The organism is Paenibacillus peoriae (assembly GCF_022531965.1).
Classification (GTDB): Bacteria; Bacillota; Bacilli; order Paenibacillales; family Paenibacillaceae; genus Paenibacillus; species Paenibacillus polymyxa_D.
On sequence record NZ_CP092831.1, the window covers coordinates 570,070 to 592,284 of the forward strand.

27 protein-coding genes and 1 tRNA gene are annotated in these 22,215 nt (G+C 44.3%); 24 read left to right on the forward strand and 4 right to left on the reverse strand.

Translation table 11 applies throughout. From position 1 onward, the window contains the following. From MLD56_RS02580 to MLD56_RS02665, 18 genes are all read left to right on the forward strand, one after another. Window positions 1-444 (forward strand): phage tail tube protein, encoded by a 444-nt coding sequence (locus MLD56_RS02580; protein WP_029517829.1) that lies wholly within the window; start codon window positions 1-3, stop codon window positions 442-444. Between the two features lie 220 nt (window positions 445-664). Next, a complete protein-coding gene (locus tag MLD56_RS02585; RefSeq protein ID WP_029517828.1) occupies window positions 665-1,006 on the forward strand; it encodes a hypothetical protein in 342 nt (113 codons plus the stop codon). Between the two features lie 129 nt (window positions 1,007-1,135). Continuing rightward, window positions 1,136-1,546: a hypothetical protein gene (locus MLD56_RS02590; protein ID WP_029517827.1), complete on the forward strand. Its 411-nt coding sequence runs from the start codon at window positions 1,136-1,138 to the stop codon at window positions 1,544-1,546. 242 nt (window positions 1,547-1,788) lie between these two features. Further along, window positions 1,789-5,241, forward strand: a complete 3,453-nt coding sequence (locus MLD56_RS02595) for a tail tape measure protein (RefSeq protein WP_241113462.1) — start codon at window positions 1,789-1,791, stop codon at window positions 5,239-5,241. 3 nt (window positions 5,242-5,244) lie between these two features. After that, complete coding sequence (locus MLD56_RS02600) at window positions 5,245-5,892, forward strand: hypothetical protein (RefSeq protein ID WP_029517824.1); 648 nt, start codon at window positions 5,245-5,247, stop codon at window positions 5,890-5,892. Window positions 5,893-5,898: 6 nt separating this feature from the next. Beyond that, window positions 5,899-6,876 carry a hypothetical protein gene (locus tag MLD56_RS02605; RefSeq protein WP_029517823.1) on the forward strand — a complete coding sequence of 326 codons (978 nt, stop codon included), beginning with the start codon at window positions 5,899-5,901 and terminating at the stop codon, window positions 6,874-6,876. A gap of 2 nt (window positions 6,877-6,878) precedes the next feature. Then, window positions 6,879-7,304, forward strand: a complete 426-nt coding sequence (locus tag MLD56_RS02610) for a hypothetical protein (protein ID WP_029517822.1) — start codon at window positions 6,879-6,881, stop codon at window positions 7,302-7,304. Further along, window positions 7,297-7,740 (forward strand): DUF2634 domain-containing protein, encoded by a 444-nt coding sequence (locus tag MLD56_RS02615; RefSeq protein WP_080658634.1) that lies wholly within the window; start codon window positions 7,297-7,299, stop codon window positions 7,738-7,740. Before MLD56_RS02610 ends, MLD56_RS02615 begins: the two co-directional genes overlap by 8 nt. Continuing rightward, complete coding sequence (locus MLD56_RS02620) at window positions 7,737-8,561, forward strand: baseplate J/gp47 family protein (RefSeq protein WP_029517820.1); 825 nt, start codon at window positions 7,737-7,739, stop codon at window positions 8,559-8,561. The genes MLD56_RS02615 and MLD56_RS02620 overlap by 4 nt, the downstream gene beginning before the upstream one ends. After that, window positions 8,558-9,310: a putative phage tail protein gene (locus MLD56_RS02625; protein WP_029517819.1), complete on the forward strand. Its 753-nt coding sequence runs from the start codon at window positions 8,558-8,560 to the stop codon at window positions 9,308-9,310. Before MLD56_RS02620 ends, MLD56_RS02625 begins: the two co-directional genes overlap by 4 nt. 14 nt (window positions 9,311-9,324) lie before the next feature. Further along, on the forward strand, window positions 9,325-9,714 hold the full coding sequence (locus tag MLD56_RS02630) for a phage tail-collar fiber domain-containing protein (RefSeq protein ID WP_029517818.1): 390 nt from the start codon (window positions 9,325-9,327) through the stop codon (window positions 9,712-9,714). 17 nt (window positions 9,715-9,731) lie between these two features. Next, the gene (locus tag MLD56_RS02635; protein ID WP_029517817.1) at window positions 9,732-10,889 is read left to right on the forward strand and encodes a phage tail protein; all 1,158 of its coding nucleotides are present in this window, start codon (window positions 9,732-9,734) and stop codon (window positions 10,887-10,889) included. A 68-nt stretch (window positions 10,890-10,957) separates the two neighbouring features. Further along, window positions 10,958-11,296: a hypothetical protein gene (locus MLD56_RS02640; RefSeq protein WP_152526727.1), complete on the forward strand. Its 339-nt coding sequence runs from the start codon at window positions 10,958-10,960 to the stop codon at window positions 11,294-11,296. Window positions 11,297-11,354: 58 nt separating this feature from the next. After that, window positions 11,355-11,546 (forward strand): CD1375 family protein, encoded by a 192-nt coding sequence (locus tag MLD56_RS02645; protein ID WP_029517815.1) that lies wholly within the window; start codon window positions 11,355-11,357, stop codon window positions 11,544-11,546. A gap of 78 nt (window positions 11,547-11,624) precedes the next feature. Next, window positions 11,625-12,122: a phage holin family protein gene (locus tag MLD56_RS02650; RefSeq protein ID WP_029517814.1), complete on the forward strand. Its 498-nt coding sequence runs from the start codon at window positions 11,625-11,627 to the stop codon at window positions 12,120-12,122. Continuing rightward, on the forward strand, window positions 12,079-12,840 hold the full coding sequence (locus MLD56_RS02655; protein ID WP_428838732.1) for a M15 family metallopeptidase: 762 nt from the start codon (window positions 12,079-12,081) through the stop codon (window positions 12,838-12,840). Before MLD56_RS02650 ends, MLD56_RS02655 begins: the two co-directional genes overlap by 44 nt. Continuing rightward, window positions 12,840-13,058, forward strand: coding sequence for a hypothetical protein (locus MLD56_RS02660; protein WP_029517812.1), 219 nt, complete (start codon window positions 12,840-12,842; stop codon window positions 13,056-13,058). Before MLD56_RS02655 ends, MLD56_RS02660 begins: the two co-directional genes overlap by 1 nt. A gap of 143 nt (window positions 13,059-13,201) precedes the next feature. Further along, complete coding sequence (locus MLD56_RS02665) at window positions 13,202-13,777, forward strand: sce7726 family protein (protein ID WP_049817004.1); 576 nt, start codon at window positions 13,202-13,204, stop codon at window positions 13,775-13,777. Here the strand turns inward: MLD56_RS02665 and MLD56_RS02670 are convergent. Further along, window positions 13,746-14,825 carry a beta family protein gene (locus MLD56_RS02670; RefSeq protein WP_029517810.1) on the reverse strand — a complete coding sequence of 360 codons (1,080 nt, stop codon included), beginning with the start codon at window positions 14,823-14,825 and terminating at the stop codon, window positions 13,746-13,748. The genes MLD56_RS02665 and MLD56_RS02670 overlap by 32 nt on opposite strands. A gap of 489 nt (window positions 14,826-15,314) precedes the next feature. Between MLD56_RS02670 and MLD56_RS02675 the strand changes: the two genes are divergently transcribed. The 5 genes from MLD56_RS02675 (at window position 15,315) to MLD56_RS02695 (ending at window position 19,511) form a co-directional block, all read left to right on the forward strand. Then, window positions 15,315-16,727 carry a tetratricopeptide repeat protein gene (locus MLD56_RS02675; protein WP_029517809.1) on the forward strand — a complete coding sequence of 471 codons (1,413 nt, stop codon included), beginning with the start codon at window positions 15,315-15,317 and terminating at the stop codon, window positions 16,725-16,727. Between the two features lie 187 nt (window positions 16,728-16,914). Continuing rightward, entirely contained in the window at window positions 16,915-17,145 is a 231-nt protein-coding gene (locus tag MLD56_RS02680) for a hypothetical protein (RefSeq protein WP_029517808.1), read from the forward strand. Between the two features lie 49 nt (window positions 17,146-17,194). After that, on the forward strand, window positions 17,195-17,614 hold the full coding sequence (locus MLD56_RS02685; protein WP_029517807.1) for a hypothetical protein: 420 nt from the start codon (window positions 17,195-17,197) through the stop codon (window positions 17,612-17,614). A gap of 254 nt (window positions 17,615-17,868) precedes the next feature. Further along, window positions 17,869-18,294 (forward strand): NucA/NucB deoxyribonuclease domain-containing protein, encoded by a 426-nt coding sequence (locus tag MLD56_RS02690; protein WP_241113463.1) that lies wholly within the window; start codon window positions 17,869-17,871, stop codon window positions 18,292-18,294. A gap of 173 nt (window positions 18,295-18,467) precedes the next feature. After that, a complete protein-coding gene (locus MLD56_RS02695; RefSeq protein WP_029517805.1) occupies window positions 18,468-19,511 on the forward strand; it encodes a fibronectin type III domain-containing protein in 1,044 nt (347 codons plus the stop codon). 432 nt (window positions 19,512-19,943) lie between these two features. On the opposite strand, the gene MLD56_RS02700 is transcribed toward MLD56_RS02695, so the two are convergent. From MLD56_RS02700 to MLD56_RS02710, 3 genes are all read right to left on the reverse strand, one after another. Next, a complete protein-coding gene (locus MLD56_RS02700) occupies window positions 19,944-20,291 on the reverse strand; it encodes a winged helix-turn-helix transcriptional regulator (RefSeq protein WP_019685981.1) in 348 nt (115 codons plus the stop codon). A gap of 160 nt (window positions 20,292-20,451) precedes the next feature. Further along, window positions 20,452-21,198 (reverse strand): SDR family NAD(P)-dependent oxidoreductase, encoded by a 747-nt coding sequence (locus MLD56_RS02705; protein WP_029516788.1) that lies wholly within the window; start codon window positions 21,196-21,198, stop codon window positions 20,452-20,454. Window positions 21,199-21,373: 175 nt separating this feature from the next. Then, entirely contained in the window at window positions 21,374-21,838 is a 465-nt protein-coding gene (locus tag MLD56_RS02710) for an HAD-IA family hydrolase (protein WP_241113464.1), read from the reverse strand. Window positions 21,839-22,109: 271 nt separating this feature from the next. On the opposite strand from MLD56_RS02710, the gene MLD56_RS02715 reads away from it, so the two are divergent. Continuing rightward, window positions 22,110-22,196, forward strand: a tRNA-Thr gene (locus tag MLD56_RS02715). Window positions 22,197-22,215: the final 19 nt, after the last annotated feature.

Below are 22,215 nucleotides of genomic sequence, written 5' to 3' on the forward strand. Positions count from 1 at the left end.
ATGGAACGCGAACTTATTGGACGAAATCTCTCGTTACAGGATGACAACGGTGAGGACGTACAGACGGTGAAAGAAGTGGAAGTGCTACTGAAACCAGAAAACTTGGACATTGTTCGAGCACGGCGCATGGCTAAAACGAAGCAACTCACAGGATACGAAATTTCAGTTAAAATTGTCATGTCAAAACTTGAATCGCGATTGCGATACCGACTGCTGGACGACTTTAAAGCAGGTCGTACAATGTTTCTTCCTCGTATTACAGGTTCCTTGGAAGACCGTATCACGGGCAACACGGAACGTGTCCTTATCACAGGGATTCACATTCATGAGGAAATAGATATTCTTGTCGCGAAAATTGATGATAACAATGGTATAGACATTACCTTGTCGGGTACAGCAACGGATTTCGATTTCGTTGACAAGTTTCCGGATTACATGGCTTAAGTGGAACAAAGGGTTCTTTTCCGCAATGTTGATAGGCTCTAGCAAAGATGGTCTAAAAAAATATGAATATTCATATTAGTTTTACAAGTTTTGATTTCATCCATGAAGTAGCCCATAAAAAATTCGAAAATTTAGCGATGATTTTACCAAAAACTATTTATATTTGGATATATATTCTATATAATAGGTGTGTATTCCAAATATGAAAGGATGATGTAAGGTGAAAAAGAAACTATTGATTGGACTTTTAACTGTTGCAGCATGCTTCTCTTTAGGATCGACATCATTTGCTTCTCCGGCTGCCGCCGCTCCAGATTCTCAAGCCGCAATTACGCAAGGGGTTACTACGAACGCAGTTATCAGTCGATTAACTCTTAAAGTAGGCGAATCGAGGTATCTGACTGGTTCAAGTTTTTGGATTAGTGGGGATCAGGGGGACAATAACCCAATCTATCTCAATGTTGATGGTCTAGTAGTTGGTCTGAAGCCTGGAGTCGCTTTGGTTGTGGCTGATCTACCAGATGGATCGGGGCAAATTGAGTATTACATTACTGTAAAATAATAAATTCCTAGATCATTTAAGCCTGTAGACTGACTCCAATAGGAGTAGTTTGCAGGCTTTTTACATGCAGTGATTATTCAAAATACCTGTGTTTTGATGAAAGAAGACTAATAAATTGGAGGAATCACAATGAGCGACAAATTACAAAAATATCTTGCGGCTGGCACGGCGGCGGCAAAGCCGGAACAAATCGAAGTGGAAGTGGCAGGAGATAAATGGTCTGTACGTCGTTTGACGACAATGGACATCCGACGTTGCTATGATGTGGCATTTAATGACGATGGTTCACCAAAGGAAACGTTCAATGAAATCGACGCTATGATTGTGCGGGCGACTGACCATGACTTCGACTGGAACAACATAGAGCTTCTGAAAGCTTACAACTGCATAAACAAGAATGAGTTGCCGCCACGAATGTTCAGCAACCCAGACCATTATGCAATCCTCAGCAAGGCGGTACGTAACTTCCAAGAAACTAAGGAAGAATTGCTGAAAGAAGCAAAAAACTCATACGGCAAGACGGAGAAGCAAGCTGGATAGCTCACTTTTGGGTGAACCAGAAAAAACTGCCTTCTGAGGTCTTGCCATATGAAATAGATGAACAGCGCCAGTATTATTTTTGTCTGGCAGCATCAATGATTGCTGAGGAGGAAATGGCGCGTTTGAATCGGAAATAGTCACGTCAAAACAGGAAGGGGGTGGGAACAATAGCAACTACATCAGTTACGGTACCGTTTGAGGCCCGAGATATGATAACCGGTGCTGTAAGGAATATGCGGCGTATGCTTCAGGGCGCACATGACGACCTGATGAATTTTCGTCGTGCATCGGGCAGCATGTTCGATGATTTTGTATCCGGTAGCCGTCGGGCGAGGGAATCAGCGGACGATCTAGGCAGACGGATCAATGGCGCGTCCGATGAAGTACGACGTATGAATCAGATCCACTTGAACGATATCTTTCGTCGTGCACGTGCTGGAGCTGATGATCTTAGGCGTTCTGCTGATCGTGCAGACGCGGATATCCGCAGCATTCGTGATGCTAATGTGAAATTACGTGCTGAGGATTCTATAAGTCCAGTCGTTGACCAGGTATCTGACAAGATTTCAGCCTTGGCAGCTTTGGCGGGCGGGATTATGCTCGGTAGCGGTGTGAGTGATTCTATGTTTGGAGGCGTGTCCGATTACAGCCGTGAGGCGGCGCGAAGTGCAGCTTACATGCCCGAGAACATTCGTCAGCAGAGTCTTAATACGGTGGATGACTTGGTTAAAAAGGCCATTATTCCAGATCGTATAGAAGGAACCCGGCAACTTGCCGATGCAGCTCCCCTAGTACAGGACAAATCCAAGATGAGTGACTTCGTAAGTGCGTCTGCTAAAATCCAGTACATTCGCCCGGATGCCGGAGCTGAGGAAGTACAGCGGGCGCTGTCTCAAACGTCGAACAGTTTTAAAGAATCCTACAGTCAAGTCGCTGATAGCATGATGTATGCTTATAAGGAGGTAGGTGACAAGCAGCAGGATCTGTTCGATACGTTTTGGGAGTACAGTCCATACTTTGCAAGCAGCGGCACCGATTCAGCGCAAATGGCAAATTTTTTAACGAAAACTGTCCAGAATGGCGCATTTAACTTCGACAAGCCTGCCGACTTTTTCAAAGAGACGTTTGGTGTCAAAGCTCTGAATACAGGGGATATGGCGAATTACTTTATCAGTCGTGGGGCAGGGAAGGATGAAGCCCAACGCCAGGCGTCGGCTTTTACTGACGACATTAATTCAGGTGACAAACAGCGTGCGCAAGGAGCCATTGCAGCATTAGTCGGGGATTTGGCCACTCAAACCAGAAGTCAGCTAAAACAGTCTCTTGTCACTCTAGGTTCTGGCGCTGGTGAAGACAATGCTGATTCCATCCTGAAGACGTTCGGCACAGCGTTTCAAAAAGCACCAAACATGAAGGGCACCACTGATAATTTGCTTCGTAAGCAGCAAACTGCTGACCCAATGACGGAAATGAAGCAAACTCGTGCTGAAATGAGCTTGCAGATGCAAGAGATTGGAACCAATATTGCTCAAGCAGCCCTTCCAGCTATGAAGGAATTTAACGCCTTGCTGGTACAGAATAAGGACAATATTCAGGCACTTGGTACGGGGATAACCAATGCGATAACCGGAGCGACCAGCTTCTATAAAGATCATTTTAAAGCCATAAACTCTGCTCTGATGGGGCTGGCTGCTGTACTGGTGGCTAAGAAATTATGGTCTTTCGCTCAGAGTGTTAAGAAATTCAATGATGACTTAACCACCGCAGCAAAATGGGTAGGAGAGAAGGGCAAAGCGGGGGCAAATGCCACTGGCAGAGGAGTCAAAGCCGGTTGGAATTGGATTCGTCGCAAACCTCCCGAACCTCCAGCTCCACCGCCTGACGAAACTCCAGCCCAACGAGCTGCACGAATACGGGAGCGGATGGGTGGACGCGGTATTAGACGCCAATTGAGTGGAAACCGTAACCCTGTCGATGATCGTATTGGCGGTTTACGCTCTATCGCTTCCATGACTGTTAACGCTACGAAAGTCTATATAAATGGCTCTGTGTCTGGTGGCGGAGACGGCGGGGCAGGTGATGGTGGTGGCGATGGGGGCGACCGAGACAGAGATCGCCGCCGTAGACGAAACCGTCGTGGAGGGCGTAGGGGAGCGGGAGGCGGTGGCGGTAGACGACGTATACGTATTAATGGTCCCCGTCCCACTCCACCAAATCCACCTAACCCGAACCCAAGCCCAAGGGGATCGCGTGACAATCCTTATCGTATTCGTCGTCCAGCTCCACCAAATCCACCGCCACCACCGAGTCCGCCATCTGGCGGTGGCCGTCTGCGAGGTTTCCTGAAAGGAGCAGGCAAAGCGGCTAAAGTTGGCGGTATCGTTGGTACGGTTGCAAGCGTAGCAGCCGGTGCATATGACCTCTATCAAGCATCAAAGGACAAGGGCTTGCGTGAGGCTGTATCTACTCAGGGCGGTGCTATGGTTGGTGGTGTAGCTGGCGGTGCTATTGGTGGGGCTCTAGGGTCTGCCCTTGGACCACTCGGTACAATGGCCGGTGCATACATCGGAAACATCGTCGGTGAAAAGATCGGGAAATTTGCCGATGAAAGTGGATTGACCCGGAAAGTCGTGGATGGTGCGGTTGGAATCTTTAACTCTGCTAAGGATACCTGGACTGGCGTGAAAAACTGGTTCACGGGGGACAAGAAGGAAGAGAAGCCTGGTCCACCGCCAGAAGCCAAGATTACAATTAACGGGCTCACTGTGCAAAAGCAGCAGCATCTCAAGCAAATTGGAGACGAGGTACGCAAAAGTATAATCGATAAGGGGCTTAAAGAGGGACTGAAAACTGTTGCTGAACAGCCAGAAGTCAAGCAACGCCTTAATGCACTTAAAAATGCATGGGGTGTTGTGTGGAAGATGGGCGATAGTAGTAAGGCTCAGAAAGATGTCAAGGCTGTAGGAACCGCTACAAAGAGCAGCGCTGATGATGTGGCCAAAGGGGAAGCAAAAAATAAACAGAGTTTTAATAGTGTCAGCGCTGCTGCAAAAACGGCCGTGGATAAGACCACACAATATCTGTTGTCACTTAAAAACGTATCGAGCCAAGGCAATAGCTGGGGAAGTGATCTTATGTCCCATTTTATTGCTGGTATGCGCGGCCAGTTCCCCACGTTGTCTTCCGTCGTCAGTTCCGTTGCAGTAGTCCTTAAAAAGATGAAGGAAGCAAAAGATGCTAATTCTGGCGGCGGTGGAATTACACCGAAACCTAAGCCAAAACCATATGCTCAAGGTGGATATATCAATCGTCCACATGTTGGTTTGGTTGGGGAAGCTGGTCCGGAAATGATTATTCCGTTGTCGGCCAGCCGACGCAATCGTGGTCGGGAGCTGTGGGAGCGGGCCGGGATTATTATGGGTGTACGCCCATATGCAAACGGCGGCCAAGTCGGACGACCAAACCTGATAGGGGCATCCAGTTTGATGCCGATGGCGCAGATGCTTAATCCATCAGCTTCGACTGCCCCGAAGTCAGTCAGCATCGAGAATATTAATATTGATTTTGGTGAACTCGCGAAAGGAATCACCAACTTTGTAGAGTTTGCAAAAATGCTTAGTAGTCCGCAAGGTCGAGCTCTGATCCGCAAGGTGGTTGGCGAAGAGGTATTGAAAGCATTAGAGAATGGAGGATAAACGATGCTGGCACTATCGCAAGGAAAGATCCGTCTTACCTTTCCGATCACCCCGGCAGAGATTCAAATAACTGGAGGCAATGAAGTTGAAACCTTCACTGTCATAACTGGTCAGGAACGCACAGGGAAACCCGTATCGAAGGCGAAACGGGTTTCTTTTTCTGCTATCCTTCCACGCTATTGGGAAGAGATTTGGGAGACGGATAGCAAACAGACGGTCACCTATAAAACACCAGAAGTAACGTGGAAACTGCTGGAGCAATGGAAAGGTAAGCCTATTGTACTTAACTTTGAGAACCTATTTAGTCAAACGATGCTCCTGGAGGGGATGGATCAGACGTACAAGGATGGACAGGGGAATCTTCATGGTAACTATTCATTTGTGGAGTATAAGCCTGTTAAAATCATCTCTTATTCTAACTCTAAACAGGTTCTCAAGCCTGGAACCGTGATCACTAAACCGTCCAAAAGCCGCCCTAATACTACCGGCAAAAAGGACAAAAAGAACGATAAGAAAAAAGATGATAAAAAAAAGAAGGCAAATGATAAAAGTAAGAAGGCTAAGGAGGACCCAAACGCTAGGGGTGCTTTTGACTATACAGGTTCCAAAAAGCGAATATCGGACAAGGTTTCCAAAGCGAAAGGGAAGTGATGTATTATGGACGGCTTTGCGGTTGTATATGGCAAGGAGAACGCCCGGCAGATGCTGACGGATGGCATCGAAGAAGTGTCCTGGTCCTCTGGTCGCGATGAGATTGCCCGCAGCGCTACGGTACGACTTCGCAATGCGAGCAATATAAAGGTAGCTGGTATGCTGATGTGCTTTTCGCAAAAGGTCGGTGGTGCTCTTTATCATCACAAAAACCAATTTTTTCACGGACCTATTATCAAATACGAGCAGGACGAATTTACAAACGCTTGGGAAATTGAGGCGAGGGAAATTGGATGGTACTTGTCCAAAAACAAAGGGACTCGGCCGTACTTAAAGGGCGAGGCCGGAGCGGAGCTGCAACGATACATCAAGAGCACGGGCATTGACTTTCGCTGCCCAGCTTTGGGCTTCAGCTTGGACGAGCGTTATGGGACTATGGCTCATTCGGAAATCATCCTCGACGTATTGCAAAAGGCATATGAGCGTAGCGGCTACCGTTATTATATAGACCTTGTTAGGACGGAAAAGAGCTTTTATCTGCAAGTGATGCGCGAAGGGACCAATACCAAGGTCCCTATTTTTGTACCCGAACAGATGACCTCCAGCACGGCAGGATACAGCATCGAGGAAACCTATACAGTCGTAACCGCGCAAAAATGGAAGGATGATAAGATCGCTTCTGCTGTTACTAAAACGGCAGCGGGTGCAGTGAAGGCAATGGGCCGAATGGAAGAGATCATCGAGGTTGGTGAGGATGAAAAGCCGGAGACGATTGCTACACAGCGGCTCAAAGTTTTGTCCGCTGCCAAACAGATTAAGAAGATCACTGTCCGACATGAAGACCATACGTTGTCTGGTTTGCGTTCTGGCTGGCTGGTGTTAACTAAAACGGATCATACCTCAAAGTGGATTGTCGTCACGGCTGATAGCAGCTACAAGAATGGAACATATACCGTAACGTTGGAATTGGAAAGGAGGGAATAGCCGTGCTGAATGAAGCGCTCAAGCTTCTAAAAGATCAAACCAAAGACAGTATCGACTCACGGGACACCGAAAGGGCTACGCTTCTAAGTTGGCCAAGTAGTCCGTCAATAGAGGTGGATGGTGACCTTACTCCCTATCCAACGGATAAACTGGTGTTTGCTGAGTATTTGTTGGATCGGGAAGTTAAAGCGGATTTTGTAGTGGCCGAATACCTGGAAGGTGACGAAGCCAAAGGCAGTGTCACAGGCATATTGGCTGACGGGGTGGTATACGAGACAGGAGAGCCTTACAAGCAGGGTCTACGCAGCTCGTTACGTGGCAAACTGGTTATTCCTAGCCCTTTGCAGGTCGGAGATCGCCTGATTGTCTCCAGGCTGAGCGGCCAGCGCTACTACGTCCACGGGAAGGATGTGGGCGGCAATGGTTGACGAGGAAAGCTTATTTCCTGATTTGGACCTTTCAACTTTAGACGAGGTGGAGCTGACCGAAACCGTAGCGTCTGGAACCAAATGGACGTATGTGATCGACTATCGCACGCGGCAGATGGTCACCACAGATGATGGACGTCCCAAGAAGACAGCCACCTATGCTGAATATTTAGTGCAGACAGCGCTCAAAATCCTCAATACAGAGCGATTTCAATATGTGGTGTATGACGCTGATATCGGTGTCGAACGATCTGAATGGGCCAATTGGGAGGACGTTGAAATAAAACGCGACATTGAGGAAGCTTTGACAGCTCATACGGAAATCTCTCAAGCAGAGGTGCTGTCTATGGAACGGGAGAGCCAGAACATGTACTTGAAAATTAAATTAACCGGGCTGGCCGGAGAAGCAGAGCTGGAGGAGGCGATTGAACTGTGAATGTGAAATTAACGGATCTGCCGGCACTGCCACCGATGGCAATTTTGGAGGAAACCCCCGAGGAAGTCTACCGCCGATGGGTTAACCGTGCGATTACACTGGCACAGGAAAAAGGCTTGCCCCCGCCTCCTACTGATCCGGGAGAATATTTCTATGATCTGTGGTACCCGATAGCTATGGAATATTCCGAACAGCAGGAACTGTTAACGTATGCTTTCCTTCAGGGCTTCCCCATTTGGGCAGATGGCGAGTTTCTGGATGGCCATGGCTGGTCGGACGGAATGCCACGTAAAGCGGGCGAGGACGATGATACGTACCGATTGCGAATACTTGATCGTGCGTTTACTGAGGAAGGCAATGGACGTCGTAAGGACTATGAGGCATGGGCGAAGGAACTGGAGGGTGTCGGTGGTGCTGTGGCTGTTGAGAAGGCTCGTAATGATGTATCCATAGACTTGTATCTGACTGATCTACAGGGTAAACCAGTCACAGAAGATTTTGCTGCTAAGGTTAAGGCGGATATGTGGGAAACCAAGCGGATTGGTGGCCACGATCTTGAAGTGTATCCTGCCCCAGTGTTTACGCTTCGTGTGGAGGCGAAATTAATTACATCCCTCCCGCTTACTGAACTGGTCGAACCAATCAGACAGCGTATTGCTGATTATGCCCTTGGTCGTACAAAGCTTTTCTTTAATTACGTCGGTGCAGCTTTGTTGGTCAAAGGCGTAGAGGATTATGAAAATCTCACCCTTAATGGAACGACTAAAGATGTTGAGGTTCCAGTGACGTCCGTATTACAGATTGAGGTGAACCTGACATGATACCTCTGCGCTATCGGGAAATGCTGCCGCCGCACATGTATGAGATCGACATGGCAGAGCGGCATTTTGGTGTTATGGAGCTGGTGGTGGATGACCGAGAAAAGTCGATTGACGATCTTGGAAATCAATTTGTTTTGAAGACCGCTACCTGGTCATTACCCATTTGGGAATGGATATATTTCCGACAGGAGCAGATTGGGACACTGGAGCAGCGCCGTGACGCAATACGTCGCAAACGTTGGGCCAAGCGGCCATTTACGCTGCCTACGTTACGGCTGATCGGCAACAAGTATGGCAATCTGTTGGACGTACAAGAGGATTTTCTCGTTAAGCAAATTCGTTTTGTTTACTCAGTCGAATCGGATTTGGATATTAAAAGCCTGATGGAAGACTTTGAGTACATTCGACCTGTCCACATCAATAAGGCTTTGCCTTCATTTAACATTGCATTTCATCATACGTTCCAAATCCGTTCCCGTGTCCGTTTACGTTCCAGAGTGCGATTTTTCGGTGGGCAGCCTTGGTATCTGGATGGTGTGAAGCTATTAGATGGAATTGCTTCTTTGTCCGGATGGACCGGGGAGCGCCAGCGATACCGGGAAAGGTTGGAGTTGAAGGTTCGGCATCCAATAGAAAATCGACAGGAAGGCAATGTAAAGGTCCGGCAGAATTATTGGTTGCTGAATGGTAGCGTTATGCTGGATGGTAGTCGGACATTAAGTTCGACGGAAACGATCATGGAAGTTTAGAAAGGATGTCAGTTATGGCTGAACAAGTATTGACGGTAACAACTGCCTATGCGAGAGAGCAGATGGCCCGAGCACGGGCTGAAGGCGGTACACTGACGAAGGTGGTTAAGATGGCATTTGGCAGCGGTGGTGTGGATGCAGATGGAAAACCACTGCCGTTGGATGGTACCGAGCAGGCTTTAAAAGCGGAGCTGCTGCAAAAGGACATTTCCAGTTTTGAATTTATTGCCCCTGCAACTATTAGGTATGTATGCTCATTGGCTGAAACTGAATTGGCCGGGAAAACGATCAATGAGCTGGCGTTGGTTGATTCGGCGGGGAAGCTGACGGCTATCCGTACAATGACCAATAAAATCAAAGACGCTGACATGGAGTTCATCTTTGAGATTGACGACATCTACTGATAAGGAGGAAATGGACAATGGCAATTAAAGAGCCGAGAAAGTTTGTTACTACGGATCAGGGTCATGCAGATGTACTCAACATCCCGATAACTACGCTTTATGAAAACGATCAGGCTTTGGACGAGGCAATTAAAAATATAAAGGTAGATGAAGCAACCACTACAGTTAAGGGTATAGTCCGACTCAGTGCAGATTATAAGTCTACTTCTTCCGTGACTGTACCGATTAGCAAGGCTCTTTCTGACTTGTACGGTATATCGTTTGTCGATAGAGGGAAGCCTTTCTCAGTCGATTGGAATTTCATCACCCTACCTGGAACTCACAGGATTGATGTTGCAACTTTAAACCCTACTTCGGACCACAGTCCGCCAGGGGCAAATCCTAAAGGCGTTCTTTTTGTAGGATCGGTCAAAGTGGAAGAGGATATAGTAATCGTCCACCTCTATGTAGATGAAACTGGTGGGATATACAAACGGATTAGAACAGCCGCTGGAGTTTGGGTGCCTTGGGACGGACTAGCAAGCAAAAATCATACGCACTCAGCATCCGATCTGCCGTCTGCATCTACGCAAGCGAGGGGGATTGTGCAAATTAACACATCGGTAAGCAGCACAGCAACAGACCAGGCAGCTGCGCCGATTGCCGTTAAAACGGCTAATGACCGAGCCAACGAGGCATACAATTTGGCGCAACAGTCTTTAACGCAAGCCGTTGATCTTAAAAATAAAATCGTAGGCGCGATCAACGGCAAATTTGGAGGCGCCAGTTCTGATATGAGTAGCGATCAGATAGCAGCAGTAATCACAAATGCACCTGTAAAACGATTCGCAAGCGGGAACTTTAACGGTCAAAGCGCCACATCTCCGGGTATGGCTAGTGGCGTTTCGTTAACACTATCAGCATCTGGTTTAGGTTTTACTCCTAAGGGGGTGTTTTTTAGAATTGAACTGCGCGACACTTCTAATAAAGTTTATTTAGGAGGAACAGTATACGATGAAAGGTCTTTCGGAAGACAAGGGCTGACAGATGGTGGATTCAATAATTACGTTAATGCCCCTTGGCTAACTCCACAAAGTGGAGGTTTTACTATAGATGTAGCAAGCGGATCTCTGCGAACTGGTGGCGGCGGTTCGCAGGCTGTACTAAAAGCTTATGAATGGTTTGCTTACGAATAGAAAGGGCGGTTTATATGAAAATTGGGCCAAAGGTTTACTGGAGAAAATCAAGCGGTGAGGTTATTTTTATGACTTCCCGAGTCGAATCGGAGTCTGCGCGTGAGACCACTAAAGAAGATGATATGGGTTTTTATCCTCAGTTAAAAGGATACGATCCTGAACAGGTAGACGTCCTCAAACTTGAGTTTGATAAGTATACTGAAGACTTCTACCACGCGACCAGTTACAGAGTGAATCCAGATACTAAGACAATGGAATTCACATACCCGTCCAACAGTGGTAGTGACTCGCCCCCTACTAAACCTCTTACGGATCAGGTAGCGGAGCTTAAACTGGCTGATTTGGACAATAAAGAAGCCATAGCCGGACTTATCCAGATCGTCATGTCACAAGGCGATGTTAAGTAGAATCCGTGAATGGATTCTTTTTTTTGTATTATGGGAGCTCTTGAGGGGAGGTGATAGCATGAATGAACAGATTAAAAAAGCTTTTGCAACTACACTTGTACATCTTATCCTTGCAGGCCGTCGTGAAATTGAGGACGTGCCAGTAGCATTGCGAGACTTGGTTAAAGCTGACTTGGGCATTACTGAGCCTTCACAGGCAACTCCGGCAGCTACACAAGCGGTAGAACAACCAACAGAACATGAAGCGTAAGCGGCGTATCCAGTCGGATGCGCTATTTTTATGCCCTCGGAGTGATCGGGGGCTTTATTTTTTAAGGGGGAAAAGGTAGTGAGCCAAATAAAAATGTTTGGCAGCACCGTATGGACCGCAATCGTTGGGACATCGGAAAAGGAGGCGGCGGCAGGGGGAGTGACGGCGCTGACTGGTCTGATTGTTACATTTTTGGGTGGGTGGGACAAGCCGCTTCAGGTGCTGCTTATAGCAATGTTGCTGGATTATGCTTCTGGCGTAATCGCTGCTTTTAAAAATAAAAAGATGGACAGCGACGTGATGTTTTGGGGAGGTATTCGCAAAGTTACTGTGTTGATGGTGGTTGGATTATCTGCGCAAATGGATGATTGGTTACAACCAGGAGCTCCCCTCTTTAGGACAGCAGCCATTTACTTTTACGCTGGACGTGAAGGATTATCACTAGCTGAAAACTTGGGGGCAATGGGCATCCCGCTTCCGTTCAAGCTAAAAAGTTTCTTGAAGCAGCTTAACGAGAAAGGAGATGGACAGGATGGTACAACTGACGCTGGAACAGATACAAAAAAAGTCTCTTAATCGGCTTGTCGGGCTGAATCCAGTTTTTAAAATTGTAATGGAAAAATTAATTGAGCGCTGCTATGCGTGTGGTGTTTGGATAGTAATTACTCAAGGACTCCGCACGTATGCGGAACAGGATGCTCTCTATGCCCAGGGACGGAATGGAGATAATCGTCCTAGAGTAACCAAAGCGCGAGGCGGTTACAGCAATCATAATTTTGGATTTGCTGCCGATTTTGCATTGTTGCTTCGGGATGGCCGTACAGTGTCCTGGGACACGCTGAAGGATGATGATAAGGATTCATTACCGGATTGGTCAGAGGTCGTTGAAGAAGCGAAGCGGCTTGGACTTGAGTGGGGAGGCGATTGGCGCAGCTTTAAAGACATGCCTCACCTGCAGATGGTCTTTGGAACCACGACAGCTCAATTTAGGGCAGGTAAGCGCCCAACTCAAGCCCAGCTTAATACTGTGTTGTACAGATTGAACAAAATGAATAAGGAGGATGAGGAAATGACAGCAGAAGAAAAGGCAGAGTTTAATGCGCTACAGAAGCGTGTGATCGCGTTGGAATCTGCAAATAAACTAACAAAGGTTCCAGCGTGGGCCGAGCAAGCCTGCATTAATGCTAAGGCTGCCGGAGCTTTGGACACAGCTAACGATGGTTCCTATGACTTTTACCGTATGATTACGTTGCTCGATCGAGCTGGAATATTTAAAACGGGAGGTGTCGCATAATGACAGATTGGAAACGTAAATTGTCCAGTCGTAAGTTTTGGGCGTTGCTGGCCGCATTGATCACGAGCTTGCTCACTGTTTTTGGTGCAAACAATGACACAGTTATCCAGGTGACTGGCGTAATTGGAACATTCGGCGCGGTAGTCGCATATATTCTGGCTGAAGCTTATGTAGATGGTAAGTCGGCTGAAGCCACAGGCACGTGCAATCAAGAATAATCATAAACGTTTAAAATTGCCAGCGGTTCGCTGGCAATTTTTCATTTTGAAGATTTTAATACCTTGTGCTAGTATTAGGCTAATAAAATATCAATTTTTTTATCAACATTAATTATTTTATTTCGTTTACTGGAGGATGGATAATGAAAACCAAGGATATAGATATCCGTAAATCCCTTCATTGTATACTCCAAAAAGAGCATGAGCTTGAACCGGATACACTGATACTTGATGAGTTAGTTGTATGTCAAGGCGATGCACGAATTGACGTTGCTGTTGTAAATGGGGAAATGAATGGCTATGAGATAAAAAGTGAGAGTGATACATTAAGTAGACTCCCATCACAATCTGAGTACTACAATAAGGTTTTTGATAAAGTTACTATATTGACAGCTTCAAAGTTTGTTGAGGGGATTATAGATATAATTCCTGAATGGTGGGGAATAACACAAGCCGAAAAAGAAGAGGACGGAATGGTTCATTTTTTTGTATTAAGGGAGGCGCAGAAGAATTTAAACATTGATGCGCTCTCTTTAGCACAGCTCCTTTGGCGAGATGAAGCTATTTCGATACTAAAAGAAAGAGGCTTACAGAAAGGATTACTGAGCAAGCCTCGGCAAGTATTATGGAGAGCATTGGCTGAAAACTTACCATTGCAAGAACTTCAAGATGAAGTAAGAGGGAAACTTAAGGCAAGGTCACGGTGGCGAGTTCATTAACAACGTATGTTATATGATGATTGGTTCCTGTTTTGCGCCAATTGGTTGCATTACCAGGACCATCAGTGTTGTTTGCTACATTCTGTATATATTGGTCTCCAGCGCTGAAGTTGGGACCTGAATATTCCGGATGGGTTACAACCTGTGAGGCCAATTGATAATATTGATTTCCACCATATCTTTTAATCATTCGTCCTTTGAAAATTATAAACTTATCGTCACCAGTATATCTTATATTTGCACTCATATTAATGAATCTTGGATCGGCTTCAAAAGGAGCTGGGTTTGAAATTGCATAGTCTCCAAACGAAGGAACTCTCTCAATTGATCCTGAATAAATGAGTCTTTTCCAAATCAGCCATTCTGCTCTATCAATTTGTCCGATTGAATTTGAATCTATTGATGAAAGGTCACTTGGAAATGAAGTACCGCAAAGTACGAGTCTACGCCACTGATTTAAAAAAGGGATACTACTAAGGATACCTGTTAAAAATAACATAGTCCTTACTCGTTCATCTGGCTTTACATATTCATAATCTAAAACTAAGTCTACTTCAGAAGGATTTACTGACAGTTGAGTTAGTAAAGAACCGATATTATTCTGTAAATCTCCGAAGTCTTCCTCTTTTAGTCGAAAACAAATTCCATTTTGATCTTGTTGATGGGCCGATCTTACTTCGGCTTGGTATGCGACATCACGATTAGTACTTGTTACTGGAATTGCATTTAATCCGCGTGTTCTGGTTTCTTGAAGAACGAAGCTAAGAGGATGCTGACCGTTTGCTAAGCGATCAGTAGAGTCAATATAGTATAAATCAATGAAGAAGGGGGAATCTGATCCCCAAGAGCGTGACAAGGTTTCTCCAACTTTTTGGAGGTGCTCATCGATTGTTTTTTTCGGAGTGTCATTTTCAAAATCCCAATCGATTGGAGGGACTTCTAACATAGGAGAGGTAGCTTCTTTTATAGAAATGGGTAACTCCTCCAACGCTTTTTGTTCACCTTGCTTCCATTTTAAGACGGGAACATAGTAGTGCTTTTCTAACATTTTTTTGCCTCCGTAAGTTTCTTCATCGGCTGAAGTAATTGCTGAGGTCTTCTGAGTAGAACTATTATACTATAAAAAAATATATATGTGGGTATTAAGTTGTGTATTGTGTTATTTTTTATCTCTAAATACCTATATTTTATGAAAAGAATTTAGGTGTTTGAAACATATTAAACGATGATAACATGAGAGTTATGTTCACTTAAATGTAATGAATTTGAACAATACATACGAGTATTTACAGAATCACCCAAACCAAATATACTGACAACAACACATATGGAAGCATCGCTCTGCAATCTAAATGATCGGTAACACCCCGCTGGTTTAATGCCGGTGGGGTGTTTTTTTGTTTACAGGAGTAGCCTTATGACAAACGCAGCTTTTCCACATGATTCGCAAAAAAGATATTGACAACTGTTAATTATTGGACAAAAATAGTAAATGATTATAAAATACTGGAATTTCTATGCGAAGGGTGGCTATGACATGAAGCATACACCTACGATTCGAGCAGAATTAGACAGATACATACAACAAGAGGGCATGAGTCTAACGCAGTTTGGATATATAGCGGGCATGAATAGGGGAATCGTAAGTGCTATTGTGGCGGGGAATAAGTCCATGTCTGTGAACCAGCTTGACTTAATCACTGAGGCTATGGGCTTACCAGAAGGTCACTTTTATGATCTATTTATAGAAAACTACATCATCGATCACCCACCCAATATGAGGCGAATCGAGCCGTTTTTGTTTCGCTGTGCGGAGTTGGACAAGCTGGATTCGATCCGTCGAGTGGTGGGAGCCATCATGGACAATCTACTGTATTCACCCAAGCTATTTGAGATTGCGGAAACCCTACTTGCACAAGGAAGACATGCGGCTGCATTGTTGCTGTATGAGGGGGTAGCTGAAGCGGAGAAATATCAACATTCTGAACGCTTGGCAGTCTGTCAATATCGCATATTCACGATTCAAATTGGAGACGATCAAAGTCGTAACATTAGGGCGGCAGCGGTGTTTGAAGCTTTTGTCGAACGGCTGGATGAAAGTGACCAGCTTGATGCGTTGAAGGATTTGGCTAATGTATACAGGTCTTTGCGTAAATGGGACAAGGTTGACGAAATGGCGAGGAAAATGAGAGCCAAGGCAGAAATCCAATATTCAATGAAACATGAACAACGGAGTCGAGAGCGGGATGAGTCTGTCAATAAGCTAAGTCGACCGTTGTTTGTATATATTTCCTATGCTGACCTGTTGTGCGCAAGTGCCTGTGAAGCCAAAGGCGATTATCAACAAGCTCTACAATATACATATGCCTACGCTGATTTAGGTTGGGTCAAAGAGACGACGGACGAGGCCACCCAACACTGGATTGGCTTGTTCCAAAACTGGGCAGAATGCAATATTTATGTTAATACACTCCTGTCCGGGGAGATAAGTGTACTTCCGGATTATGTAGAATACATTGCTGCCTCAAAGGTCGATAATGAAATGGTTACTAAACTGTTGAACTTAATACTTGCTGCTAATCGGTACCAGTTAGACGTGAATGATATACTTAAACGGTTTGAAATGATTATTGATTCTTTTGTGCAGCAGTCGTCATCTGATATGTATACGAAACAAGTTATACCAGAACAGTATGCACGTTTGAGTTATGAGTTAGCGTATTATCATTTACATCGAGGTACATACGACGATGGCTTCAAATACTTGATGTATTCAATGGTAAGTTATCATACACTAAATAATGAGAGTTATTATATAAACTGTATAGGGCTGTTTGAGCATTTCCGTACTCATGCGGTTCCTGAAACAATGCAAAAATTCTCAAAATTCATTGAAAAGGTGTGGTTAGATAATGTTAAAGAAAATGGTACTGCTAATCATTGCGGCTAGCTTTTTGTTTATTGGTACTATACCTGTTCAGTCGAATAACCATAGCCAAATCGTACAATTGTTTGACCAAGTTGGCGGTGCTTAAACGTAAGTAAAGCAAATACCCGCTAACCTTAACTGGTCGGCGGGTTTATACATTGAAGGGATTTCTACACAATCCACCGAATAGCTAAATGAGGTGATCAGCATGAAACATACATATAGAGTGTTAAATTCAGATATAGAACTATTTGCAGCTGCATTAAATCAAGCAAGAGTGTACGTTGTTCAGTCGTTGAGAGAGGATATGGTGTCGGTTGTAGACTATGGTGGCACTATAGAAAAGTTTTCGCCCGATACGATTAAGATTGCCGGAGCGTATTATATGCGGAATCAGTTTGAATTTAGAGTAGATCTTAAAGGACCTACCAGATTGTAACGGTAGTCTTTAAGGTAGATCATATATCAAAAAATAGAAGGGGAAAATGATGAAGAAAAGAATATTTCTGTTCTCGGTTTTGTCTTTAAGCATGGCGATTACGGTAGGGGCTACTTCAGCTTCAACAAGTAAGACTAGCGAAAACATAATAATTAATCAAAGATCGAGCGGAGGCGCAACTGTAGGAGAATCATTTGATGTCCCTAAGGGATGGGGGCATGTTAAACTTCGTATAAAGAATCATTCTAATCATCCAGTAAAAGTAAGTTTAACTCATAACGGTTCAAACAAACTATATATTGAAGCATTAGTAATTGCTCCTCATGATACAGTTATTTGGAAAAGTACTGATGAAGGTATCACCAACGGTTTGCGTTCTGGAAACTACACACTTCAGTGGAGAGGTGGTGATTATAAAGTTAATGGGGAAACATGGGGAGTAGCCAGTTCACAGCCTGGGGACATCTAACTTATTCTAACTATACAATTTGTCCTACTAGCCATTGGGTGGGAGGAATTATGTGTTGTTCAAGCCAACAAGCGAATAAGTCCCCATAATTGGTTGGTGAACTTTTTTCGTGGTTCAGTTTGAATTTAGAGTAGATTTGAAAGGCTCTGCTGGGTAACATGGCGAGCTTTTTTTGTTTTGCGACAACGTATGCGATACTTCGACATGACGCTCCAATTAGTATAGAGAAGATTTAAATACTACGGAGGTGTCATATGATAAAAGGAATCGTAAGAGGATTAATTGTATTTTTTCTGGCTGCTATTTTCTCGGTACAAGGCGTTTATGCTGAACCAACAGCAATCAGTCAACAGGCAGCTGGGTATACGTTGGAGTTCCCAAGTTCACGTTACCCTGAAACTGGGGCGCACATTAGAGATGCAATAGCAGCTGGACATTCTGCTGTATGTACCATTGATCGGGATGGGGCAGAGGAGAATAGAAAGGAATCTTTAAAGGGTTATCCGACTAAAAAAGGATATGACCGAGATGAATGGCCAATGGCAATGTGTGCTGAAGGGGGCGCAGGTGCTGATATTCGATACATAACCCCTAGTGATAACCGGGGAGCAGGATCATGGGTAAGCCATCAGTTAGATAAATATTCTGATGGCACAAAGGTAAGATTCATAGTGAAATAAAGACAAGGACTCAACTAGTGTAGAAGCTGGTATGAGTCCTTTTTAATGTCCAATAAAAAATAAAAATGCAAATATTTAGATTATATTTATAGATCAGCAAGTTTATGTTTAGACATGTTATGAGGAATATATTACCTTAGTAACTGTTCATTAGATTACTAGGAGGAATATTTGTGAAAGTCGGTTTTACTAAGAAATTTGGTGTTTTGTTTGGGATTCTTATGTTTGTAATGGTCACCTTTTTAGGCTCAAATTCGTATGCAGCTTCAGTAGGACAGAGGCTTTCTGAACCAGAAGAAGGATGGGAACGTTATGATGATGGGAATAAAAGTATTACGTACCTTGGATCGTGGGTACATGATTATTCTGGGGATGAATACAACAGCACTTCAAAATGGACGAGCCAATCAGGAGCACAGATTAAGTTCTCATTCTATGGAACAAAACTGAGACTGATTGGTACAAGATATCCAGATAGACCCAATAATGTGCAGATTACAATAGATAATATTAATGAAGTTTTTTCTCAAAATGGACCGTTTTCAAGACAAAATCTAACATTTGAAAAAACAGGACTATCAGAAGGAAGACATAATGTAACAATTACTGTTCCACAGTTTTCCGGTGTCTATGATTTGGATGCAATCGATATTGATAAAAATGGAAAACTGTTGGATGTTAATACTGCCACTAATCTCAAAGCAACAGCTGGAGACAGTCAGGTTACTTTAAAATGGGATCAAATTGAGAATGCAGAAAGCTACACAGTAAAATACGGAACAGAATCAGGTAAATACACTGAAACTGCTACAGCAACAAAAGACGTTTATGGAAACTTCACTATTCCAGGTCTGACCAACGGAACGAAATACTACTTTGTTGTAAGTGCTAAAGTAAATGGTGTGGATTCAGAATATTCCAATGAAGCATCTGCGACTCCACAAGGGGGAGGCGGTCAAACTGACCCTGAGCAGCCAACGGGCAATCGTGCTATTCTGGTGGTTACCATGACAACCGGTTTAGAGAAGGAATTTGATTTGAGTATGAAAGAGGTCAATGACTTTATCTCCTGGTACGAAGGCAAACAGGCTGGTTCTGGATCGGCTTCATATGCAATCAATAAACACGATAACAATAAAGGTCCATTCAGCAGCCGTAAGGACTACATGCTTTATGATCGTATCCTCACGTTTGAAGTAAGTGAATACTCTAAATAAATATAAAAGCTCTGCTAACCTTAATGGGTCGGCAGAGCTTTTTAGTTGAGAGTTTTGATAACTACAATAAAAGAAACAACGGTAGGCTAGGACGAGAAAATATGCCCTAGACTGTCGCTGCTTCATCTGTTTCATTGAACTAACGTTTCCCGTTAGCGTAATGGGTTCATTGTCATTAGCCTCAACCGCTTACCTGTTTGCTCAGACTCCTGGCAACAGCTGGGGCATGATGCTTTTGCCATAATCCAAGACGTACTTATTAATCTCTGAGACAAGTTTTGTGTCCTTAGTTTTGTAGTGCACCTTGTTAATTACGAAGTAACCTGTACTAGAATATTGCTCATCACTCGAAAACATCAACGTAAAACGATAAAACAAAAAAGCCGCTAAAATAGCGACTTCAAATGGGACTATGCTCTTGTCCCCCGACAGTTAATCCAGATACAAAATCTCAATCTCGCCCGGAGCGAAGGATTGCTCTGCGTAATTCCCCCCCCAATCACAAAGCGATCTCAAAATGGGTTCAAGTGATTGACCCAGTTCCGTCGTTGAATATTCCACCTTAGGCGGTACCTGATTGTACATCTTTCTGCGAATTAATCCGTCTGTTTCCAGTTCCCGAAGGGTTTGAATCAGCATCTTTTGCGATATATTATGAACGAGTCGCTTAAGCTCTCCCGTCCGTTTAGGTCCTTTTATTAAATAGTACAGAACAAGCCCCTTCCACTTTCCTCCGATAACCTCTAGTGTAACTTCCAGTTCACAGAAAAATGTTTTCATATCAATGCATCATCTCCCGATCTAAGAATATCCCCTTCATGTATCGCTTGATCCTTCAAGGATCACTGAAGGAAAAATTGAACGTTACATGGAGGGGATAATACAATCGCATTTAAGTTGATTTAAAAATCTTTGTCGTTTGAAAATCATTATGTCCTGGTTAAACTTGAGCTACTCCGCCATCTACGAATAATTCAACGCCGTTCATATAGCTGCTTTCATTAGAGGCTAGGAACATGACAGCATTGGAGATCTCTTCAACCTGCCCCACTCTGCCGAGCGGAATATCATTTTTTGCCTGTTCCAGTAAATGATCTAGTTTAGAGCCAAATAACTCATCGTACGCCGGCGTTACGATTGTTCCCGGACTAAGGATGTTTATACGAATTTCGGTCCCTCTCATATCAAGAATCCAGCTGCGGACGAGCTGTCTGATCGCTGCCTTGGATGCACCATAGATACTAAACGCTGGCATCCCCGTCGAGCCAGCAGTGGATCCCGTTAGAATAATCGAACCTCTTTTATTTGGAAACAAAGCTAATGCCTTTTGTACTGTAAAGATGGTTCCTTTCACGTTGACATCGAAAGTCTTGTAGTAGTGTGCTTCTGTAATTTCTCCTAATGGAAGAAATGACCCTAGTCCGGCATTTGCAAAGAGAATGTCCAAGTGTCCCTTTTCTCGCTTAACTGTTTCGAATAATATATCTAGATCTTCCGATTTAGATATGTCACCTCGGACACCTGTAACATTCTTTCCGATCTGCTTTACTGCTTCATCCAGTTCACGTTGTCTGCGTCCCGTGATAAAAACGTAAGCCCCTTCTTTTACGAACTGTTGTGCCGACGCGAGACCGATGCCGCTTGTACCTCCGGTTACAACTGCTACCTTCCCGTCAAATTTCCCCATTCTATTACACTCCTTTTATAATGATTTATATGGTATAGGATGCTCTGTCTGCTTCATGAACCTCCTATGAACGATAGTATGGGGGAAAAGTTACAAGAAAAACAGTACCCACTTTTTTGTGATATAGTCACCAAAAAGTGATAATTGAGGCGGCACAAGCGCTTGTTTTTACAGCCTAACAGATGGAAGTGAGCTCCATTAAGTTTGAGATTGTATATGTGCTTTTAATTTCTGCCGGACTTATTTGTCCGGTTCTGTTGACCCAACAGGTGTCAATGCCCGACTGAAGACCACCTTTGATATCCGTATTCAATGAATCTCCAATGACAAGCGCATCCTTCCTATTAAATTCTGAAATATGACTTATGGCGTAATTGAGAAATTCCTCCTTCGGTTTTTGATAACCAATGCTTTGCGAATCAAAGATATCCTCGAAAAACTTATATAGCCCAGACTGCTTCAAGCGTTTGATTTGCGTGTGAGTGATACCATTCGTGATTACGAACATTCGATGGGTCTTTGGTAAGCGATGACAGACATCCATTGCGCCTTCCATAAGCAATTGGTTTCCATCTCCCAACAATTCTCTATACAAACCTCCCCATTCCAAGCCGACCACGATTTCCCCCATTCTCAACATTGTAAAAGAGGGCTCCAATTAATTACTCACCACATGATACCATGTATTTGAACTATCCTGCCCGTTAGCTTAACGTCGCGGTTCAGCCTACAGTTTTCAGCAGGCGACCGTAGGATGCTGCTATGAAGGATCTGGAGATGAGACGGAGGGACTTGAGACCATTAAGGCATCTGCCTTGTACTTGTTGCCTCAATTATTTTCTTCTACCAAATCTTCTACCGAAATACGGATATCTGTAATACCTGACAGAACCTTATTTATTGTTGGATAGGCTATAGGAGCCTTGTAAAACCCATCAAAACTCTATTCCAACGCACTCGTAATGCGTAGGCCGGGGGTTCAATTCCCTTCACCAGCATAGCTATCAACTCAAGCAC

Excerpts from the sequence above, each read along its gene's own strand:
- MLD56_RS02690 (WP_241113463.1), top strand. The coding sequence starts at position 17,869 with ATGATAAAAGGAATCGTAAGAGGATTAATTGTATTTTTTCTGGCTGCT.
- MLD56_RS02675 (WP_029517809.1), top strand. The coding sequence starts at position 15,315 with ATGAAGCATACACCTACGATTCGAGCAGAATTAGACAGATACATACAA.
- MLD56_RS02700 (WP_019685981.1), bottom strand. The coding sequence starts at position 20,291 with ATGAAAACATTTTTCTGTGAACTGGAAGTTACACTAGAGGTTATCGGA.
- MLD56_RS02705 (WP_029516788.1), bottom strand. The coding sequence starts at position 21,198 with ATGGGGAAATTTGACGGGAAGGTAGCAGTTGTAACCGGAGGTACAAGC.
- MLD56_RS02580 (WP_029517829.1), top strand. The coding sequence starts at position 1 with ATGGAACGCGAACTTATTGGACGAAATCTCTCGTTACAGGATGACAAC.
- MLD56_RS02660 (WP_029517812.1), top strand. The coding sequence starts at position 12,840 with ATGACAGATTGGAAACGTAAATTGTCCAGTCGTAAGTTTTGGGCGTTG.
- MLD56_RS02600 (WP_029517824.1), top strand. The coding sequence starts at position 5,245 with ATGCTGGCACTATCGCAAGGAAAGATCCGTCTTACCTTTCCGATCACC.
- MLD56_RS02625 (WP_029517819.1), top strand. The coding sequence starts at position 8,558 with ATGATACCTCTGCGCTATCGGGAAATGCTGCCGCCGCACATGTATGAG.
- MLD56_RS02645 (WP_029517815.1), top strand. The coding sequence starts at position 11,355 with ATGAATGAACAGATTAAAAAAGCTTTTGCAACTACACTTGTACATCTT.
- MLD56_RS02710 (WP_241113464.1), bottom strand. The coding sequence starts at position 21,838 with ATGTTGAGAATGGGGGAAATCGTGGTCGGCTTGGAATGGGGAGGTTTG.
- MLD56_RS02665 (WP_049817004.1), top strand. The coding sequence starts at position 13,202 with ATGAAAACCAAGGATATAGATATCCGTAAATCCCTTCATTGTATACTC.
- MLD56_RS02640 (WP_152526727.1), top strand. The coding sequence starts at position 10,958 with ATGACTTCCCGAGTCGAATCGGAGTCTGCGCGTGAGACCACTAAAGAA.
- MLD56_RS02590 (WP_029517827.1), top strand. The coding sequence starts at position 1,136 with ATGAGCGACAAATTACAAAAATATCTTGCGGCTGGCACGGCGGCGGCA.
- MLD56_RS02670 (WP_029517810.1), bottom strand. The coding sequence starts at position 14,825 with ATGTTAGAAAAGCACTACTATGTTCCCGTCTTAAAATGGAAGCAAGGT.
- MLD56_RS02605 (WP_029517823.1), top strand. The coding sequence starts at position 5,899 with ATGGACGGCTTTGCGGTTGTATATGGCAAGGAGAACGCCCGGCAGATG.
- MLD56_RS02635 (WP_029517817.1), top strand. The coding sequence starts at position 9,732 with ATGGCAATTAAAGAGCCGAGAAAGTTTGTTACTACGGATCAGGGTCAT.
- MLD56_RS02630 (WP_029517818.1), top strand. The coding sequence starts at position 9,325 with ATGGCTGAACAAGTATTGACGGTAACAACTGCCTATGCGAGAGAGCAG.
- MLD56_RS02685 (WP_029517807.1), top strand. The coding sequence starts at position 17,195 with ATGAAGAAAAGAATATTTCTGTTCTCGGTTTTGTCTTTAAGCATGGCG.
- MLD56_RS02595 (WP_241113462.1), top strand. The coding sequence starts at position 1,789 with ATGCTTCAGGGCGCACATGACGACCTGATGAATTTTCGTCGTGCATCG.
- MLD56_RS02615 (WP_080658634.1), top strand. The coding sequence starts at position 7,297 with ATGGTTGACGAGGAAAGCTTATTTCCTGATTTGGACCTTTCAACTTTA.
- MLD56_RS02680 (WP_029517808.1), top strand. The coding sequence starts at position 16,915 with ATGAAACATACATATAGAGTGTTAAATTCAGATATAGAACTATTTGCA.
- MLD56_RS02655 (WP_428838732.1), top strand. The coding sequence starts at position 12,079 with ATGGTACAACTGACGCTGGAACAGATACAAAAAAAGTCTCTTAATCGG.